This is a genomic window from Ruegeria sp. YTSC230, assembly GCF_059609665.1.
The window spans coordinates 57,789-76,027 of record NZ_JBXWMC010000002.1 but is presented as its reverse complement, the minus strand read 5'-3'; the positions used below and the strand labels follow the sequence as shown (position 1 = coordinate 76,027).

Here is an 18,239-nt window from a genome sequence, read left to right as displayed (position 1 = left end):
GTCGGGACAGACTTATCGCAATTAAAAATGATGAACAACGCAAGAGCAGATCAAATCGGATGCTCTGCAGGGTCGATTTGATGGTTTTTCAGAAGCTGATCGATCAGAGAGCCTTCATTAAAGCTCTTTACGCCTGAAAACATCCGGCGGAACCATGATCCATAAAAGTGGATCGACATCTTGTCCTGCCATTCGAGAAAATCCAGCTTTGAGATATCTGGGTCGTTCCACAAAGCACGGAAGCGCGGCGGAATTGAATACAGCTCGGTTCGAGGCGTTGCCATCGAATTCTCGTCGCTTCGAGAGACATAGTAATACAGCATTGGAGGCCCCAGGCTAAACAGGGGCAAACTCCAATACGTGGATTTTCCAAAGATACGCAGGTAGGCTTGTTGCTGATCTTCCGGCCACCAGGGCGGAACAAGATCGCTTTCGAATGCAAATTCGCACATCTGCTTTAACGCTAGGCTTCCAGATGGAAAGGCCAGAACGCCATTCATCAACCGTTGTTTGTTACGGTTCCCTTGCGGGAACAGGTAGCCCTGGTTCGTCTCGAACGGTCTGTTCGCATAGGCATCGGCATCCACCCAGATATAGTCCGTATCCTGCATAAGTTTCAGGCGGAACAGATCCGCATGAACGGCAACGGATCGGGTGATTGGATCACGGTAAGTCTCGGACGTGTCGAAAATTTCGCGTGCGTCGCGCGCCTCAATGTAGTCCGGAATGTCCTCTAGGTCGCCATAGTGGTAGACGATCGGCTTCTGGTCCACATCCGCGAAGGATTTCAGGCACAAATGCTCCAGAAAACTAAACCGCTTGCCGATCCAGAGTGTTGCCACGCGTTCCAAGTCTGGCTCCTATTTGTCAGGCCCTGCGGTCAAGGCGCCGTTGAACAACCGATTGTTTCAAGTCCCTACCTACATAATCCGTGCAGGTTCGCGGCGGGTGTGACCCTTAGGCCATAAGGATTTAGCCGTTCAGTCGCTTCAACCGCGCCGTTACTGAAAGTCCATGCGCCTCAAGGCTTTCGGAGTGGGCCAGCTGCTCGGCTGCGGGTCCAATCGCACGCAGGGCTTCTGGTGTCATTTGGCTGAGTGTCGTGCGCTTGAGGAAATCCATCACACTGAGACCAGAGGAGAAGCGGGCCGAACGCGCTGTTGGCAGCACGTGATTGGGGCCACCGACATAATCGCCAATGGCCTCCGGTGTGTACTGGCCCAAGAAGATGGCCCCGGCGTGGACAGTCTTAGCGCTCAACGCCGCTGGGTCAGCCACGCACAGCTCCAGGTGTTCGGGCGCGATGCGGTTCGACAACGCTGCTGCCTCGTCCAGATCACGTACGGTGATGATCGCGCCGAAATCACGCCAGCTGGCCCCGGCGATGGCGCGGCGTTGCAGGGTTTCAAGGCGTTTGTCGACGGCTTTGGCAACGGCCTGTCCAAACCCGGCGTCATCTGTAATCAGAATCGATTGCGCGCTTTCGTCATGTTCTGCTTGGCTAAGCAGATCCAACGCGATCCAGTCGGGGTCGTTGTTTTTGTCGGCAATCACCAGAATCTCGGACGGGCCGGCGATCATATCGATGCCAACTTTCCCGAATACACGCCGCTTTGCGGCGGCGACAAAGGCGTTGCCCGGCCCGGTGATTTTGTCGACGGGCGCTATACTGTCCGTGCCATAGGCCAGTGCGGCAATCGCCTGTGCCCCGCCAATACGATAGATCGTGTCCACACCGGAAAGCTGCGCCGCCAGCAGGACCAACGGGTTCACTTGCCCGTCTGGTGTCGGCACGGCAATGGCCAGACGCTCAACCCCAGCGACCTTCGCGGGGATTGCGTTCATCAGCACGGAAGACGGGTACGATGCCAGCCCACCGGGCACGTAGAGTCCGGCAGCCGACACAGCAGACCAGCGCCAACCCAACGTTGCGCCCGACGAATCTGTCCATTCGTGATCCTCTGGCAACTGCTTTTCGTGATAGGATCTGATGCGCTCAGCGGCCAATTCCAAAGCAGCCCGATCTTCAGATGAGACCTGATCAACAGCCTCGGTGATCTGTTCAGCGCTGAAGGCCATTGTTTCGGGCGTCAGCTGCAGCCGGTCAAACTTGGCGGTCAGCTCGATCACCGCCGCATCGCCACGTTTCCGCACGTCTTCGATAATCCCGGCGACAACGGCGTCCACATCCGGGCTGTCCTCGCGCTTGGCGGACAATAGTGTTTTGAAGGCGGTCTCGAATTCAGACGACGTCGTGTCGAGGAAAACAGGCATGTTCTGGCACTCCGGAGCGTTTGATCGGGACATACCGCCCAGATGGGCCGGCCTCAACCCTCAGTCCTGTAGGTGCAACGATTTGCGCATACACAGACAGGACACGTCATTGCGCTGACTGCATCCTCCGGTGGCTTCCCAGCCGTGCCGCACATAGAAACCCTGTGCCGTTTGGGTGGCTTCAAGCTGCCCCTCGGCACAGCCAAAGTCGATAAGTTCTTGCTCAAGCGCCTTCAACAAAGCGCCGCCAATACCCCAACCAATGTGATCTGGATCGATATACAAAAGCGTGATTTCTCCAGCTTCGGTCAGCCCACCGACTGCCGCAGTCTGCCCGTTATTCTCGGCAAGCCAGATTTGTACGCCGTTCCTGATCCAGCCCCTGATCGTCGCCGGATCCTTGTTTGCGGTCCATTGTGCGATCACCTTAGGATCATCCTGATGGTCCGCCGTGCAAAGCTCGGTAATTGACCGGACCAGAACACGGCTTAGATCGAACACGTCGAAAACGGTCGCACGACGCAGCACCAGACCCTGGGGGGGGCCGGTGAATGCCTGCGCTATGCCGCGCTTATTCCGGATGGTGCGGTGCCTGACCGGATGGGGCCTGATACGGCCGGGTCACGTCCTTGAGGGTGACATCCAGCGCCTCGACCGACAAGCGGATCGTACCATCTCCGGCCAGTGTTAGCATGATCTGCCCGGCACCGTCTTCGCCCGCTTCGAAATCAATCGACAGCAAGGACATCACCATTTCCTTGTCGCCGCGTTCGACCCCCTGGCTCGCCACAGACAGCACTGAATCGAAAACCAGAACCGACTGTACCCGTTCAAACGGGCGGTCGCGGCGGGCGGCGGCATCCTTGTCTTCCCAGCGGAACCGGTTCAGCAACAGGCCAAAGCGACGCTCAGAGGGCCGCCATGTCATCTCGGTGATTGGGAAAATCGCATCCTGTGCCAAGGTCGAGATCACCTGAAGGTCATCAGCATCCTCGGCCCCCAGATTCAGTGGGGCCTCACGTCCGTCTTCGAAACTTGCATCTGTCATTGGCCTTTGATCCGTTCAATCTTTGCGCCCACGCCTTCCAGCTTACGCACCACATGTTCATATCCGCGGTCCAGATGATAGACCCGACTGACTGTCGTTTCCCCTTCAGCCGCCATTCCGGCCAGAATCAACGAGACTGAGGCCCGCAAATCCGTCGCCATCACGGGCGCTCCCTTCAGACGTTCAACCCCGGTCACGGTCGCCGTACCACCGTGCACTTCAATATTCGCGCCCATGCGCACCAATTCCGGGGCGTGCATGAAGCGGTTCTCAAAGATACGTTCTTCTAGAACAGAGGTACCTTCGGCCGTGCACATCAGCGCCATCATCTGCGCCTGCAAATCCGTCGGGAAGCCGGGAAACGGCTCGGTCACAACGTCCACAGCGTTAACACGGCCGTTCTTACGGGCAACCTTCAGGCCATTTGGGGTTTCTTCGACATGCACTCCCGCCGCATCCAGCTTGGCCGCAAAAGATTCGACCAAAGCCATCCGACCACCCAACAACTCAACTTCACCGCCGCACATGGCCGGGGCCAACATATATGTGCCCAGTTCGATCCGGTCGGTCACCACCTGATGCGTTGCACCATGCAGGCGATCAACGCCCTGAATCTCGATGGTCGAGGTCCCCTCACCCGAAATCTGCGCACCCATCTTGCGTAGGCACTCAACCAGGTCAACAATCTCCGGCTCACGCGCGGCGTTCTTCAGAACGGTCGTGCCTTTGGCCAGCGTGGCGGCCATAACGATGTTCTCAGTCGCGCCCACCGAGGCAAAGCGCATCTCATGCACTGCGCCTTTCAGCCCACCCGGGGCTTTGGCGTGCAAGTAACCGTCTTTAAGCTCGATCTCGGCGCCCAGCGCCTCAAGACCTTCGACATGCAGGTCCATCGGCCGCGCACCGATGGCACACCCCCCCGGCAACGACACAACGGCCTGTCCAAAACGCGCCAGCAAAGGACCCAGCACCAGATTGGACGCCCGCATCTTGCGCACGATCTCATAATCCGCTGTCTGACTGGTCAGATCATGGCTGGACATCGCCAGCACCTGACCATCCTGCAACGAGGACACCTCGGCCCCGAGCGATTGCAACAGCGCAGTCATTGTTTTGATGTCACTCAGTCGCGGTGCATTGGTTAGCGTCAGCGGTTCTTCGCTGAGCAACGTTGCGGGCATCAGCGTCAGGCATGCGTTCTTGGCCCCCGCAATCGGTATCTGACCGTTCAGCGGCCCGTTGCCCGTTACCAAAATCGAATCCATCTGCTCTTATCCCTCGTCCTTGCCGGTCTTGTCCTCGGATGCCGCCCGCGCCTTGGCCTGCGCCTTGCGCCGCGCCATATTCGCCTTAAGCGCGGCCTTAAGCCGTTCTTCGCGCGCGTCCCCGGATTTACCGTCTTTTTTAGGTGAATTTTTATCTGCCATTGTCTTTCTCTACAGGAGACGAAAAAAACCGTCCAGACACCCTTGCGCCGCGTTTCGTTTGAGTCTAATCACCCGCCCACAGCGCTGCTGTAGCTCAGAGGTAGAGCACTCCCTTGGTAAGGGAGAGGTCGAGAGTTCAATTCTCTCCAGCAGCACCATATAATCTTCATTGAATAATGCGCACGCTGCTCGGTTATGAGCATGGCTGCCCAGTACCCGCTCGCATGTGCCATGGACGTATCAAGCCCGGTGGTGCGGTTCGAATTGCGCGTGAGGTATTGAGTTTACTTTGGACCATTCAGCTCAAAACGCCTTGTTCGCGGAGTATGAATGCAACCTTCCTCAAACGGGGGTGGGACTTGACGTTTGTAAGCCCCACTTGCCGGGATAAACTTGAATTTGTCGATCCACTCTCCCATTGAGAAACCGACAGTGCGTGGAATTATTTTTTGTCGAAATTGCCCAGCGCGTGTGGGATCCCCGGTCGCGTCAAATACGCCGTTCCGACGCTGACAATGCGCCCGCAAGCGAGCTCTTGATCTCTGACGGGGTGTCCCGACCTTGCTGATTCAGCTTTGCGGCGATCCAGCCCGCAGAATGTCCACGGCATCCGATCTTGTTCAAGCGCGCCGCGGCCGGTGTTGTCACTTCACCCTGAGCCAGGGCCATGGATGCTTCAACCTCTGTGTCCGGCAGGATCATTCTAACGGCGCTGAACACGTCCATCGAGACCTGTAAAGTTTGACGCTCTAGCCGATGGGCGGCGTTGGTCAGCAATCGCGTGCAATAAGCCGACAAGAAATACCAACGGAACACCTGAAAAACCTGACCGTTGGACGCCGCCATATCCGGCGCGCGACCCGCAACAGCGGTCAGTTCGGAAAAGGCAGCTTCGGCCAATTTGGCCGCATCGCAAATCTGACGCTCGCGACTGGCACGAGAAACCGCGCCGTTGGCGAAGCGGGAGTCAGATTTACCGATTTCCAAGTGCATTGGTATCCTCCACCGTCAAATTGTGATGAAGATATAAAATCTGACGGCATCGCCCGCATGGGAATTGCGGTCAGAATTTCCCGATTTGTCGTCTTTTTTGGCCAACTTCAGAGTCTGTCTATACATTTCACCCTAAAGTTGGCCTGTTTTGAGCCATTTGGTCAACTGGTGAACACCGCAAACGTTAATGTTTTAAACAAAAAGCACACATATCTGACACGATCTTGTAATAGTTATGCCCACTTCGATATGTATGAATACTCAATCCTGCTGACCAGTTTACCAGTAAAGTTTTAACGAGGGGGTACGAAGCAGGATCAGGGGGTGAGCGCCTGTTCAGCCAGGCTCGCCTTAGGACAGAGACGCTCCCCCCGTCCTTATCACTTAGTCTATCTTGTTCTTTTGAGCATGTGGCGTCACACCAAAACTCGACCGGTAAACGCGCGAAAAATGTCCCGGATTTTCGAACCCGCAGGCCATTGCCACTTCGGTCACGGATGCCTCGGTTTGCAATAACAGCTTCTGAGCGCGCTCCAGCCGAAGCTCCATAAAGTACTTCTTGGGCGACGTGTTGAGGTATTTACCGAACAACCGTTCCAACTGGCGTGTTGAAATCCCCAGATCCCCGGCAATATCAGATGGGGAAACCGGTGCCTCGATGCAGTCCTGCATGATATGAATTGCCTTGGCGAGATGCGCGTTACGCATCCCGTTGCGCGATTGAAGGGACACGCGCTGTTTGGCTGTGGCATTGCGCACGGCGTTGTAGACCATCTGGTCAGCAACCGCGATGGACAACTCTTCGCCGTGGTCCCTTTCAATCAGGTGCAACATCAGGTCGGCGGTCGCCGTGCCACCCGAGGCGGTGATGTGCTTTTCATCGGCGACAAAGACACTGCGCACCAGATTCACCTCGGGAAAGGCCTCCATAAAGGCATCGTGGTACTCCCAGTGAATGGCGGCCTGCATCCCGTCCAGAAATCCTGCCTCGGCCAGCAACCACGCGCCCGAACACAAGGCGCCGATGGCCGTACCTCTCGCCCGCTCGCGCCGCAGGGTTGCAAGCAAAGGGCGCGAGACATGGTTGCGCATATGAATACCTGACAGCACGAACAGTTGGTCGGTCTTTGGCAACGCGTCCAGTCCCCCATGAACCAAAGTCACCGACCCGTTGGAACAGACGGCCTGCTTGCTGTGTTCGGATACAAAAGACCACTCATACAGATCTTGACCGCTGACGAGGTTGGCAATGCGCAGCGGCTCGACCGCGCAGGAAAAGGCGAGATGCGAGAATTCCTCGATCAGGATGAAAGTGATGTGGCGGGGTTGGCGCATAGACGTCCGATTCAGTTTGACGTGGTCGACGGCCTATGCTGCACGATTCTTTTCTGTATACAACTTGTATTTTTTTAGAATACAGAGAATGAACGAATTAGCCGACACGATTCGCGCAGCGACTGTTGGAGGAACGGATGAAAGACGACGCCAAATCCCGTAAGGCAGAGTTGATGGAGCACCTGAAGGTGTCGATCCTGACGCTGCGCCTGCAACCAGGCACAGATTTGGACGAAGCGCATCTGTCCGACGCTTTCGGCTTGTCCCGGACACCGTTGCGCGAAGTGTTCCGGCAACTGGCGGGCGAAGGCTATCTGGACTTACGCACCAACCGCAGTGCCCGGGTGTCTGAGATGTCTTATACCACCCTGCGTGACTTCTTTCTGGCTGCACCCATGGTCTATGGCGCGGTTTTGCGACTTGCCGCGCAGAACGCCACACGAACTCAGATCAACGACTTGAAAGACGCGCAACAGGCGTTCAAGGCTGCGTTGCAGTCCGGATCCGCCGAAGATCGGGCATTGGCCAATAACCGCTTTCATGATGTGACCGGAGAGATGTCAGGCAATGTCTACTTGCGGCCATCATTCAACCGGTTGCTGATCGACCATGCCCGGATCGGGATGACCTTCTACAGACCCCAATCCGTGCACAAGGCCGAGAATCTGTCTGAAGCAAGTCGCCAGCATGACGCCATCATCGCCGCCATCGAGGCGGGCGATGAGGCGGCTGCTGCGCAGCTGGCCGAGGATCACTGGAACCTGTCACGCGACCAAATCGAACTGTTCGTGATGCCTGCTGCGCTGGATATCCCGATGGGTATCCCGCCCCTTTCAAAACCTGCATGAGGACGGAATGAACCCGATTTTCAGATTTGAGGGGATCTATACCCCGGTGGTCACGCCCTATCACCAAGATGGCCGCGTGAACTGGGATGCCCTGTCCCACGTGATCGAATACCTGATTGAGAATGGTGTGCACGGGCTGATCTCGGGCGGGTCAACGGGTGAGAACTATGCCCAGACCGTCGAAGAACGGCTGGAAGTGGCGTCGTTCACGCATAAGCAGTTGAAAAGTCGGTTGCCTTTGGTGGTCGGAACCGGCGCGATGCTGACGCCGGATTCTATCGCGCTGGCCTCGGGCGCGCGTGAGATTGGCGCAGACGCGATCCTGCTGGCCAGCCCACCCTATTCGGTGCCGACCGATCGGGAAAACGCCCTGAACGCGCTGGCCATCGACAAGGCCGCTGACTTGCCGGTGATGTTGTACAACTACCCGCACCGCACCGGTACAATGATGGGGGAAGAATTCCTTGACCGCGTGGGGCGCAGCCGAAACTTCTGCGGCATCAAGGAAAGCTCAGGGGATATCAACCGGGTGCATTTGTTGGCGCGGGATTACCCGCATATCCAGCTTGGCTGCGGCATGGATGATCAGGCGCTGGAATTCTTCGCCTGGGGCGCACCGTTCTGGGTCTGCGGTGGGTCGAACTTCCTGCCAGCCGAACATGTAGCACTATATCAAGCCTGCGTTGTCGAAGGGAACTTCGCAAAGGGCCGCCGCATCATGTCCGCCATGATGCCGTTGATGCGGGTGCTGGAACAGGGCGGCAAGTTCATCCAGACCATCAAGCATGGCGTCACCATGAACGGGATCAACGCAGGCGCGATGCGGCCCCCGCTTAAGGGGCTGAACAAGGATGACAAACGCGCTTTGGAACAGGTGACGCGCGTGCTGAAGAAAACAATCGCAGATATCGTGGCGGAGGGCTAAGGCATGGAATTGCTGACACAGGACGAATACAAATCCATCGCTGCGGGCCTGACCTTGCCCACCGGCGCCTTCATCGACGGCGCTTTCCGCCCGGCTGTCTCTGGCAAGACTTTTGAGACGGTGAACCCCGCTACAGGCGAGAAACTGGCCGATATTGCCGCTTGCGACGCGGCGGATGTGGATTTTGCCGTCGAAAAAGCGCGCGAGGCGTTTGACGATGGACGCTGGTCCAGGATGCACCCCTCGGATCGCAAGGACATACTGATCCGACTGGCCAAGTTGATGACTCGCAATGCCCGTGAATTGGCAGTGATGGAGAGTATCGACAGCGGCAAGACCATCTATGACTGCGAAACCGTGGATATCCCCGAAACGATCCACTGCCTGAAATGGCATGCCGAGGCGATCGACAAAATCTATGATCAGGTCTCGCCCGCCAGCGACGACCACATCGCCATGGTGGTGCGCGAACCCATCGGAGTTGTGGGGTTGGTGCTGCCGTGGAACTTCCCGCTGCTGATGCTGGCGTGGAAGATCGGGCCAGCGCTGGCGGCGGGCTGTTCCGTCGTGGTGAAACCGGCGACCGAAACCACGCTGACCGCCCTGCGCCTCGCGGAACTGGCGATGGAGGCGGGCCTGCCGCGCGGCGTTTTGAACATCGTGCCCGGTGGCGGCGCTGATGTCGGTGAGCCGATTGGTCGACACATGGATATCGACATGGTCTCTTTCACCGGCTCGACCGTCACTGGCAAACGGTTCCTGACTTATTCGGCGGAAAGCAACGCCAAAGAGGTTGTGTTGGAGATGGGCGGCAAGAACCCGGCCATCGTGATGGATGACGCCGAGAACCTTGACCGCGTGGCGGCCCATGTCGTGAATGGCGCGTTCTGGAATATGGGTGAGAATTGTTCCGCCTCGTCCCGTCTGATCGTGCACAAGGACGTAAAGGCCGAGTTGCTGGAGCGGATCGCCCATCACGCGAAGCAGTGGAACATCGGTGATCCGCTGGACCCGGAAACCCGAATGGGTGCGTTGGTCAGCGAAGGCCACTACAACAAGGTCTGCGGCTACTTAGAGCAAGCCGAAAACGTGGTGATTGGTGGCAATGCCAACAAGGGTTTTGTCGAAGCGACCGTGGTCGAAGTGCCCGGCAATCACAGCACTTTAGCGCGCGAAGAGATCTTTGGTCCCGTTCTGTCGGTGATCGAAGTGTCTGGCTTTGACGAGGCCATCAAGATTGCCAATGACACCGACTATGGCCTGTGTGCTTCGATCTTTACGGCTAACGCCAAGCGAGCCATACGCGGCGCGCGGGCGATCCGCGCCGGAACCGTGACGGTGAACAGCTTTGGCGAGGGTGACATCACCACCCCCTTCGGCGGCTACAAACAATCCGGTTTTGGTGGCCGCGACAACTCGGTCCATGCCCACGACCAGTACACCCAGTTGAAAACCATCTGGATTGATCTGGCCGATGACGCGGACGAGGCGATCGATTGACGGCCTATACTGCAAAACGGCTGCCACGACAGACCGGGCCGGCGGGGTGGAACGCCATTTTGCCGCCCCAAACATCGCTACCCCGACTTGAACAGAACATCTCAGCCGATGTCACAATTGTCGGTGGCGGGTTTACCGGGCTGAGCGCCGCGCGCAGGCTGCGCCAGCTTGACCCGGCGCTCAAGGTTGTTCTGCTAGAGGCCGGTCGTTTTGCCGAAGGTTCCGCTGGCCGCAATTCGGGCTTCATGATCGATCTGCCCCATGATCTGGCCTCGGACAATTACGCCGGAGGCGGGCTGGAAGCGGACCGCGCAACCATAGCCCTAAACCGCCGCGCAATAAGGTTTGCGACGAGCGTGGCAGATGAATGCGACCTGCCGCAGGAAATGTTCGACCCCTGCGGTAAGTTCAACGCCGCTGCCACACGAGCCGGGGACAGGCACAACCGCGAATTCGCCGCACATCTGGATCGGTTGGGAGAGCCTAGCACGCTTTTTGACCGCCAACAGATGCAAGAGATCACGGGCAGCCCGCACTACAGCTCGGGCCTCTACGCACCCGGCACAGTGATGATCCAGCCCGCCGGCTACATTCGCGCTCTGTCCTCTCACCTATCGCCACATATTGATCTGTTCGAAAACTCTCCTGTTACCGGCTTTGAAAAACAAGGCGTGGGATGGCTTGTGAAAACACCTGAAGCGCAGGTTTCGACGGGCCGCATAATTCTAGCCAATAACGGCCATCTGGAGAGCTTTGGCTTTTACGAACGCCGACTGATGCACATCTGCCTTTACGCGTCGATCACCGAGCGTTTGACGCCTGAACAGATCACGACATTGGGCGGTCAATCCCGCTGGTCGGTCACTCCGGCCGATCCGATGGGCACCTCAGTCCGGCGGGTCTCAGGCAGCTATGGCGACCGGATTTTGATCCGGTCCTGTTCAACTTTTCATCCGACAATCGAGACCAGCCCAATGCGCCTGCGCAATGCAGGCTGGGTGCACGACCGCAAATTTCGCGAACGGTTCCCGCATCTGCCCCAGGTGCAAATGGAGCATCGTTGGGCCGGAATGCTTTGCCTTAGCCGAAACGGATCAGCAGCATTCGGAGAGTTGGATGAGGGCGTCTTCTCGGCCTGTTGTCAGAACGGCTTGGGAATTTCCCGAGGGACATTGCAGGGCATGGCAGTGGCGGAATTGTTCACGCAGGGCGGATCGGACATCGCGGATCATTTCCTGACCCAACCGATGCCGTCGCGCCTGCCGCCAGAGCCGTTCGCATCATTGGGTGCAAATAGCTATCTGATTTGGAAAGAGTGGCGTTCAGGAAAGGAATGACCTGTCAGGGCAGGCTGAGCTTGGACATGCGACCCCCATCCACCGTGTAAATCTGACCGGTGACAAAGCTTGCGTCCTCGGACGCAAGAAACGCTACCACTGCCGCGACCTCCTCTGGTCGGCCAGTCCGGGCGACGGGATGAATGCGGCCAATGTCGCGGCGAAATGCATCCGGATCCGGCTGAGCGTCGATGAAACCCATGTTCAGTTCAGTGTCGATCCAGCCGGGCGCCACCGCGTTGCACCGGACCCTCTCCGCCCCGTGATCCACGGCGACGGCACGGGTCAATCCGTGCAACCCGGCTTTGGTCGCACAATAGGCCGCATGGCCAGGATTACAGCCCAATCCTTCGATTGAGCCGATATTGACGATGTTCCCTTGCGTCTGCCGCAGATGGGGCAGCGCCGCCTTGATCAGCAGAAAAGGAGCCGTCAGGTTGACTGTCAGGTTGCGCTGCCAATCCTCCAGGCTCATGTCTTCGACAAGGACTTCCTGCATCATGCCCGCGTTGTTGACGAGGATATCCAGACGCCCTGCCCGCTCAACGACCTGATTTACCACAGATTGCGGGCTGCTCGGATCACCAAAATCTGCCTCGATCCCTTCGAACCTGGGATTTTGCCCGCGCTGCGCGGTAAACACCTGCGCCCCGTCCTGACACAATCGCTCAGCAATAGCCCGACCGATCCCGCTGCGTCCGCCGGTGACAAGGGCGGTTTTGCCTTCAAATCGGGTCATGATACTGGCTTGCCTCCGTTCACCTCAAGCACCGCGCCGCAGATATAGCGCGACGCATCCGAGGCCAGAAACAGGATTACATCAGCAATGTCTTCGGGTTCAGCAATTCGCCCCAAGGGAACAGTCTGCCCCAGCTTGGCGACAGCTGTGTCCGGGTCGAAGCCACGCTTGGCAAAACCGGATCGCAACATAGGCGTGTTCACCTCGTTCGGGCAAACCGCGTTGATGCGGATGCCCTGATGGGCGTGGTCCATCCCCATGCATTGAGTCAGAGAGGCAATCGCGGCCTTGGTCATGCAATAGACAGCGTGGTTTGGACCGGGGCGCAGGCCCCAGCAGGATGCGGTGTTTACGATCGCACCGCCTCCGTTGGCAGCCATAATCGGGATCGCAGCGCGGCAAATGCGAAAGGGGGCTTCGACGTTCACGCCCAGAGACAGAGACCAATCCTGATCCGAGGTTTCAGTGACGGCACCCCGCGTAATGACACCTGCGTTGTTAACAACAATGTCCAACCCGCCCAGCGCATCTGCTGCCCTTTGCGGAAGTGCATCGGCATAGGTCGGGTCCAGCAGATCACCAGGCAGATGGGCCTCGGCCTCGATCCCGTCAGTCAGGCGGTCAGCAACGGCAACCTGCGCGCCGGCGGCACGTAGGCGGCGCACCAGAGTGGTTCCGATCCCCCCTGCAGCGCCCGTGACCAAAGCTGATTTTCCCGCAAACTCCATGATATGCTCCATCAGAAAGATGCGACCGGCGCGCCAAAGCGGGTTTCGTCGGGAACGACGCCCAACCCCGGCCCGGTTGGAACTTGGATATGCCCGCCTTCAATGCGAATTCCATTCTGGGGATCGTAATTGCCTTCGATGTATGGCGCAGCCAGCCAAACGCCTTCCAGCAGATCGGGTCGAACAGTCGCGCCGATATGTGTGCATGCTGCGGCAATAATGTCCCCTCCCCAACTGTCGTCGCAGGTATGGGGCAGATTCCGCGCTTCGCAGAGATCTCGGAACGCGCGCATGGGCTGCAGGCCACCGATCCGCGTGACTTTCATGCCGAACCCATCCACCAGACCAGTGCCCACCGCAGTGATAACCGTATTCAGATTGGTGGCATTTTCGTCCATGTAGATCGGGTGGCTCACTTGTGACCGTATCTTTTGCAGATCTTCGATCGTATCGCAGGGTTGTTCCATGACAAACGGAATGTCCGGGCATTCGCGGCTGACACGCAACGCATCACGGGTTGTCCAGCCGCGGTTTCCATCCACGGCCAGCCGCATGCCTGACCCGCCGATTGCCTCCCACACTTTGCGGATGGTTTCGATATCGATTTCAACCGGTCGACCACCAACTTTGATTTGCAGGCGCAGGTAACCTTCAGCCAATTTTTCCCTAGCCAGAACGGCTATATCGTCGGGTGCCCCAACCCCCGTCGCATAATATGACGGAACCTTGTCTACTTCTGCACCGCCAAGAAGCTCCGACACGCTGATCCCAAACTGCTTGCCCAGCAGATCATGTGCCGCGATGTCGATAGCCGCCTTGGCATAGTTGTGTCCGTTCAAAATGCCATCCATCCGTCGGTGCAGCCCAAGCAGAGAGACCTCGGCACCCAGTAAACCCTTGGCCATCTGAGCCAACGCAGCCCGAGCACCAGCGGCGTGGGCCTCAGCATAGGTGGGGCCAACCGGGCAGGTCTCGCCCCATCCGACTAACCCGTTGTCGGCCACCATTTTGACCAATGTGGTGTCCAGCGCCCAGACCTCGGCATTGGCCATTGTGTACGGGCCGTTTTTGACAGGCAGATCGTGGCTATAGATGTGAATTTCAGCGATTTTCACGGCTTGTGTTCCGTACTGCTATTGAAGGGACAAACCCGCCCAACTGGTCAGGCGGGTGGAATACGGGGGAATTACTTCAGTAACTTTGGTTCAGTTCATCAGCGGCCGGGATTTCACGCTCACGTCGCGCGATGTAGTCCAGCAGGGCCTCGTTTTTCGCCTCATCCAGTTTGGGTTCTTCATACTCGGCCAGCAACGCGCGTGCGCGGTTCAGGGCGCGCGCGGTGATTTCAATGCTGCCTTCTGCCTGCCATTGTTCGATCGAGTTGTTGTCGAACAGCTCGGGCATGAAGAACGCACTCTGGAAATTGTCCTGTGTATGGGGGTGACCAAGATAATGACCACCGGGCCCAACATCCGGAACCGCTGCGAGGGCTTGATCGAAATCGTGCCACTTTGGCCCCTCGGCCATGCGGTACGCCATCGCACATTGTTCGGCGTCGACGATAAACTTGGCCACGGAACAGTGCATCCCGGCCTCATTCCATCCGGCCGAGTGCCAGATGTAGTTGGCACCCGCATGCATGACTGCCTGCAAGGTGGTGGCAGATTCATATCCGGCCTGAGCATCAAAGGTTTTGGCCCCACCCAACGTGTTCGAAGTACGCCAAGGGACGTCATAATGCCGTGCCATCTGGCCAATCATGAAATTCATCAGGCTGATCTCGGGTGTACCCGCCATCGGCGCACCGGACTTCATCGACACGGTCGACAGGTAGTGACCATAGATCGCCGGAGCCCCCTTGCGGATAACCTGCGTGTAGGCCAGTGCGCTCAGCGCCTCGGCATTCAACTGGGCTACCGTGGCCGGAACAGATGCGGGCGTGTTAGCCCCCCCCAGAACGAAGGGTGAGCAGAGCACCGGCTGATTGCAGCGGCAAAAGGCCCGCAACGCACCCAGCATGGTTTCGTCCCACACCAGTGGCGAGTTGCCATTGCAATTACCGGTAGTCACCGGGTGATCTTCAAGGAATTCCTCGCCAAACAGGATCGCGCACATGTCCATGACATCTTCGGCGTTCTTGGGTGAGGTCGTCATGCCCATGAACGTCTTGTCCGAGTGTTTCATCGACGAGTAGGTGATGCGCAGGTGCCGTTGACTGATCGGATGGTCGTAGGGTTCCACGATGTGATGCGCCGAGGAATGCAGCGCAGGCATCATGTGGCTGAGTTTGTGGAACATCGCCAGATCTTCCAGCAACGGATTTCGGCGCACGTCGTCCAGATCGCGCAGGAATGGAGCGCCGGTCATAGGCACAAAGATCGAGTGCTTACCGCCCAGCCGCACATTCTTTTTCGGGTCCCGCGCGTGATATGTGAAATCGCTGGGTATGGTGGCAATCAACTCGCGCACCAAACCACGGTCGAGGTAAACCAGCTCGCCATTGACCTTGGCACCGGCCTTGTTCCAGTCTTCTAGCGCGATGGGGTCTCGGAACTGAACGCCAACGTTCTCAAGGATGTCCATCGAGGCACTGTCGATGCGTTCGACCTGGGCACCATCCATCACCTCACACAAGGGGATACCTCTGGTCAGGCCGGGCAGCATTTCAAAGTTCGGGGCAGTGCGCAGGGCGCGACGGGCAGAGCGTCCGCCCGAGCGTGTCGCAGTACGAATGTTCACGGGGCAATCCTCCAATCTTACTTTTCAGATTGACGGATTCGGCGGCGGCGCGCCTCACTGATTGCGATATCTGTTTGCAGGAAACGACACGGGAACCCGGAACGAAAAACGCCGCCCCAACTGGGGCGGCGTCTGTTTTGGCATTAAGACCTGCGCTTATTCAGCGGCCTGCGTGCTTGCATCAGCATGCTTGTCGCGCCGACCATCACGATAAAGCGCCTTGGTCAGCGAAACCATCATCAGCCCCATAACAACAGTAAAGGGCAGAGCACCAATGATCATCGCATTGCGCAACGCGTCCATCGGGTTGTTTTCACCAGCGGCCAAGATCAGCGCACCGATCACGGCGGTCAGGATAACACCCCAGATGATACGGTGCTTGACGCCGGTTTCCTGGCTGCCACCGGACATGATGGTGTTCATAACCAGAATGCCCGAGTCCGCAGAGGTCACCAGGAAGGTCATGATCAGGATCACGCACATGACGTTCAGCATGGACAGAAGCCCACCGTCGATCATGTAAGACAGCGTCACGAACAGCTTGTTGGTGTTCGACGCACCGATGATCGCGCCTTCTGCTGCACCAGCCAATTCCAGATCAATCGCAGTACCACCCAGAACAGTCATCCAGGCAAAGCAAACCAGCGCCGGCGCCAGTACGCAGCCCAGAATGAACTCACGCACTGACCGACCCTTGGAGATGCGCGCCAGGAACAGGCCCACAAACGGCGAGAACGCAATCCACCAAGCCCAGTAGAAGGTGGTCCAGCCCGACTGCCAGCCAAACTGACGGCCTTGCTCACCTGCTGCATAAACAGCCGCCAGCGTCTCGTCACTCAACTCAGCCGCAGCACCTTCAAGACCGCTCTTAAAGCCGTCAAAGCTGCCCCATGCGTTGGTTGCGCCACCCACCAGATCAGCCGCATGCGCCTGCGCTTCTGCAGGCAGAGCCGCTGCAAACGCTTCGGTCGACAACGGACCGTATGCACCAAAGCTCAGCGAGAGGAAGTGCAGAAGGTAGTCAAACAGTGCTGTGCCATAGGTTGTCATGGCGAATACGAACGAGCCGAAGATCACAAAGGTGCCCAGCAGGATGATCGACAGAACAAGGTTCAGGTTCGACAGGTATTTAACACCGCGACCAACACCCGAGACCGCCGAAATAATCGACAGACCCATGATGACAACCAGACCCGCGATCAGACCAACCTTGCTTGGCGTGGGTACTTCACCGCCAAAATCCATGATCCATTCCATGCCGGTGATTGCATACAGACCGTCGATGAACTGGCTGACACCAAACCCGATCGTAACGGACACACCCAGGATCGTTGCAACAACGCCCAGAACGTCAACGACGTGGCCGAGGAAACCGTTCATCAGACGACCGAAAAGCGGGGTAAGAGCCGCGCGAATGGTCAGAGGCATGTCACGAGTATAGGCGTAGTAGGCCAGCGACAAGCCGGTCACCACGTAAATTGCCCAGGCATGAAAGCCATAATGCAGGAAGGTATACCGATACGCGGATTGAACGGACTCTGGATCATTGCCTGCAACTGCACCGGCCACGACCTCGGGGTTCGATCCCCACAGACCCAACGGTTCAGCGGTGGCAAAAACCATCAGGCCGACACCCAGACCTGCTCCGAACATCATCGAGAACCAGGAGAAGTTCGAAAACTCGGGTTTTTCGCCCGCTGTTCCCATAACCCGCTTTCCGGTCGTTGGAAGGATGGCAACAATGACGAGGAAGATGACAAACAGGCCGACAATGACCACGTAGAAGCTGTTGAAGATTTCCAGCAACTTTCCATTCCAGCTGCCAAGTGTGCTGTTGGCATTGGCCGGGAAGACAAGTGCCCACAGTACAAGGGCAACCATGATGCCCTTACTGATTAGGGCGATTGGGACGCTGTAATTTTCATAGAATCCGGCATCGGCCGTTTCTATTTCTAGATCCGTAAAGGGTTCGGGTATCGACATGTTGCTCCTCCGTGGTGCTGTATCAATTGCGAAACTGTCTCTGCATTTCACGCAATTCGCCCAATCGCCTCGAACGATGGGGAAGGTGCTGCAGCAGACGTATCGGCTCTTTCTTGTTTCGTTTCTGTGTTTCAGAAATGCGGCACCGCCGCATGGTCTTACGCCTTCTGAGTTGCATTGAATTCAACACACCGTGCAATCAGGCGATACTCGGTCTTACCAACTGGGAATGGGTTCGCGCCTCCTTCACGTCCCCTTTCGACCTTTCCCGTTTGTCAGTTCGGGACATCATTGTGTCGCAGTACCGTCTTGCGACGTCCGGAAAATTCTCTCGAAAAGCCCGAAAAACACAACGTTTGTTGG

Annotated in this window: 17 protein-coding genes and 1 tRNA gene; 5 read left to right on the top strand and 13 right to left on the bottom strand. The window is 57.6% G+C overall.

The genetic code is table 11. From position 1 onward, the window contains the following. Positions 1-50: 50 nt before the first annotated feature. The 6 genes from AC2FD9_RS04425 to AC2FD9_RS04400 form a co-directional block, all read right to left on the bottom strand. Entirely contained in the window at positions 51-851 is an 801-nt protein-coding gene (locus AC2FD9_RS04425) for a hypothetical protein (RefSeq protein WP_282169080.1), read from the bottom strand. Between the two features lie 121 nt (positions 852-972). Then, positions 973-2,274, bottom strand: coding sequence for a histidinol dehydrogenase (gene hisD, locus AC2FD9_RS04420; protein ID WP_282169081.1), 1,302 nt, complete (start codon positions 2,272-2,274; stop codon positions 973-975). 60 nt (positions 2,275-2,334) lie between these two features. Next, positions 2,335-2,802 carry a GNAT family N-acetyltransferase gene (locus AC2FD9_RS04415; RefSeq protein WP_496835587.1) on the bottom strand — a complete coding sequence of 156 codons (468 nt, stop codon included), beginning with the start codon at positions 2,800-2,802 and terminating at the stop codon, positions 2,335-2,337. Between the two features lie 43 nt (positions 2,803-2,845). Further along, positions 2,846-3,322, bottom strand: a complete 477-nt coding sequence (locus AC2FD9_RS04410) for a DUF2948 family protein (protein ID WP_058275388.1) — start codon at positions 3,320-3,322, stop codon at positions 2,846-2,848. Next, positions 3,319-4,587 carry a UDP-N-acetylglucosamine 1-carboxyvinyltransferase gene (gene murA / locus AC2FD9_RS04405; RefSeq protein WP_109312459.1) on the bottom strand — a complete coding sequence of 423 codons (1,269 nt, stop codon included), beginning with the start codon at positions 4,585-4,587 and terminating at the stop codon, positions 3,319-3,321. Before murA ends, AC2FD9_RS04410 begins: the two co-directional genes overlap by 4 nt. Before the next feature lie 6 nt (positions 4,588-4,593). After that, entirely contained in the window at positions 4,594-4,749 is a 156-nt protein-coding gene (locus AC2FD9_RS04400) for a hypothetical protein (RefSeq protein WP_199520031.1), read from the bottom strand. 83 nt (positions 4,750-4,832) lie between these two features. On the opposite strand from AC2FD9_RS04400, the gene AC2FD9_RS04395 reads away from it, so the two are divergent. Next, positions 4,833-4,907, top strand: a tRNA-Thr gene (locus AC2FD9_RS04395). A 331-nt stretch (positions 4,908-5,238) separates the two neighbouring features. Here AC2FD9_RS04395 and AC2FD9_RS04390 read toward each other — a convergent pair. Further along, positions 5,239-5,742 (bottom strand): hypothetical protein, encoded by a 504-nt coding sequence (locus AC2FD9_RS04390; RefSeq protein WP_108862112.1) that lies wholly within the window; start codon positions 5,740-5,742, stop codon positions 5,239-5,241. 384 nt (positions 5,743-6,126) lie between these two features. Then, positions 6,127-7,077, bottom strand: coding sequence for a GlxA family transcriptional regulator (locus tag AC2FD9_RS04385; RefSeq protein ID WP_108862113.1), 951 nt, complete (start codon positions 7,075-7,077; stop codon positions 6,127-6,129). 137 nt (positions 7,078-7,214) lie between these two features. On the opposite strand from AC2FD9_RS04385, the gene AC2FD9_RS04380 reads away from it, so the two are divergent. Genes AC2FD9_RS04380 through AC2FD9_RS04365 form a run of 4 tightly spaced genes read left to right on the top strand, consistent with a single transcriptional unit; the run spans position 7,215 to position 11,687 of the window. Then, positions 7,215-7,925, top strand: a complete 711-nt coding sequence (locus AC2FD9_RS04380) for a GntR family transcriptional regulator (protein WP_058275363.1) — start codon at positions 7,215-7,217, stop codon at positions 7,923-7,925. A gap of 7 nt (positions 7,926-7,932) precedes the next feature. Continuing rightward, on the top strand, positions 7,933-8,850 hold the full coding sequence (locus AC2FD9_RS04375; RefSeq protein WP_496835583.1) for a dihydrodipicolinate synthase family protein: 918 nt from the start codon (positions 7,933-7,935) through the stop codon (positions 8,848-8,850). 3 nt (positions 8,851-8,853) lie between these two features. Next, positions 8,854-10,350 (top strand): aldehyde dehydrogenase, encoded by a 1,497-nt coding sequence (locus tag AC2FD9_RS04370; protein WP_496835581.1) that lies wholly within the window; start codon positions 8,854-8,856, stop codon positions 10,348-10,350. After that, positions 10,347-11,687, top strand: coding sequence for an NAD(P)/FAD-dependent oxidoreductase (locus AC2FD9_RS04365; RefSeq protein ID WP_496835580.1), 1,341 nt, complete (start codon positions 10,347-10,349; stop codon positions 11,685-11,687). The genes AC2FD9_RS04370 and AC2FD9_RS04365 overlap by 4 nt, the downstream gene beginning before the upstream one ends. A gap of 4 nt (positions 11,688-11,691) precedes the next feature. Here the strand turns inward: AC2FD9_RS04365 and AC2FD9_RS04360 are convergent, their stop codons facing one another. The 5 genes from AC2FD9_RS04360 to AC2FD9_RS04340 form a co-directional block, all read right to left on the bottom strand. Next, complete coding sequence (locus tag AC2FD9_RS04360) at positions 11,692-12,426, bottom strand: SDR family NAD(P)-dependent oxidoreductase (protein ID WP_496835578.1); 735 nt, start codon at positions 12,424-12,426, stop codon at positions 11,692-11,694. Then, positions 12,423-13,154: an SDR family NAD(P)-dependent oxidoreductase gene (locus AC2FD9_RS04355; RefSeq protein ID WP_282170964.1), complete on the bottom strand. Its 732-nt coding sequence runs from the start codon at positions 13,152-13,154 to the stop codon at positions 12,423-12,425. The genes AC2FD9_RS04360 and AC2FD9_RS04355 overlap by 4 nt, the downstream gene beginning before the upstream one ends. 11 nt (positions 13,155-13,165) lie before the next feature. Then, positions 13,166-14,269: a mandelate racemase/muconate lactonizing enzyme family protein gene (locus AC2FD9_RS04350; RefSeq protein ID WP_496835575.1), complete on the bottom strand. Its 1,104-nt coding sequence runs from the start codon at positions 14,267-14,269 to the stop codon at positions 13,166-13,168. A gap of 76 nt (positions 14,270-14,345) precedes the next feature. Continuing rightward, the gene (locus tag AC2FD9_RS04345; RefSeq protein ID WP_496835574.1) at positions 14,346-15,893 is read right to left on the bottom strand and encodes a trimethylamine methyltransferase family protein; all 1,548 of its coding nucleotides are present in this window, start codon (positions 15,891-15,893) and stop codon (positions 14,346-14,348) included. Positions 15,894-16,049: 156 nt separating this feature from the next. Then, positions 16,050-17,876 (bottom strand): BCCT family transporter, encoded by a 1,827-nt coding sequence (locus AC2FD9_RS04340; protein WP_496835572.1) that lies wholly within the window; start codon positions 17,874-17,876, stop codon positions 16,050-16,052. Between the last annotated feature and the right edge of the window lie 363 nt (positions 17,877-18,239).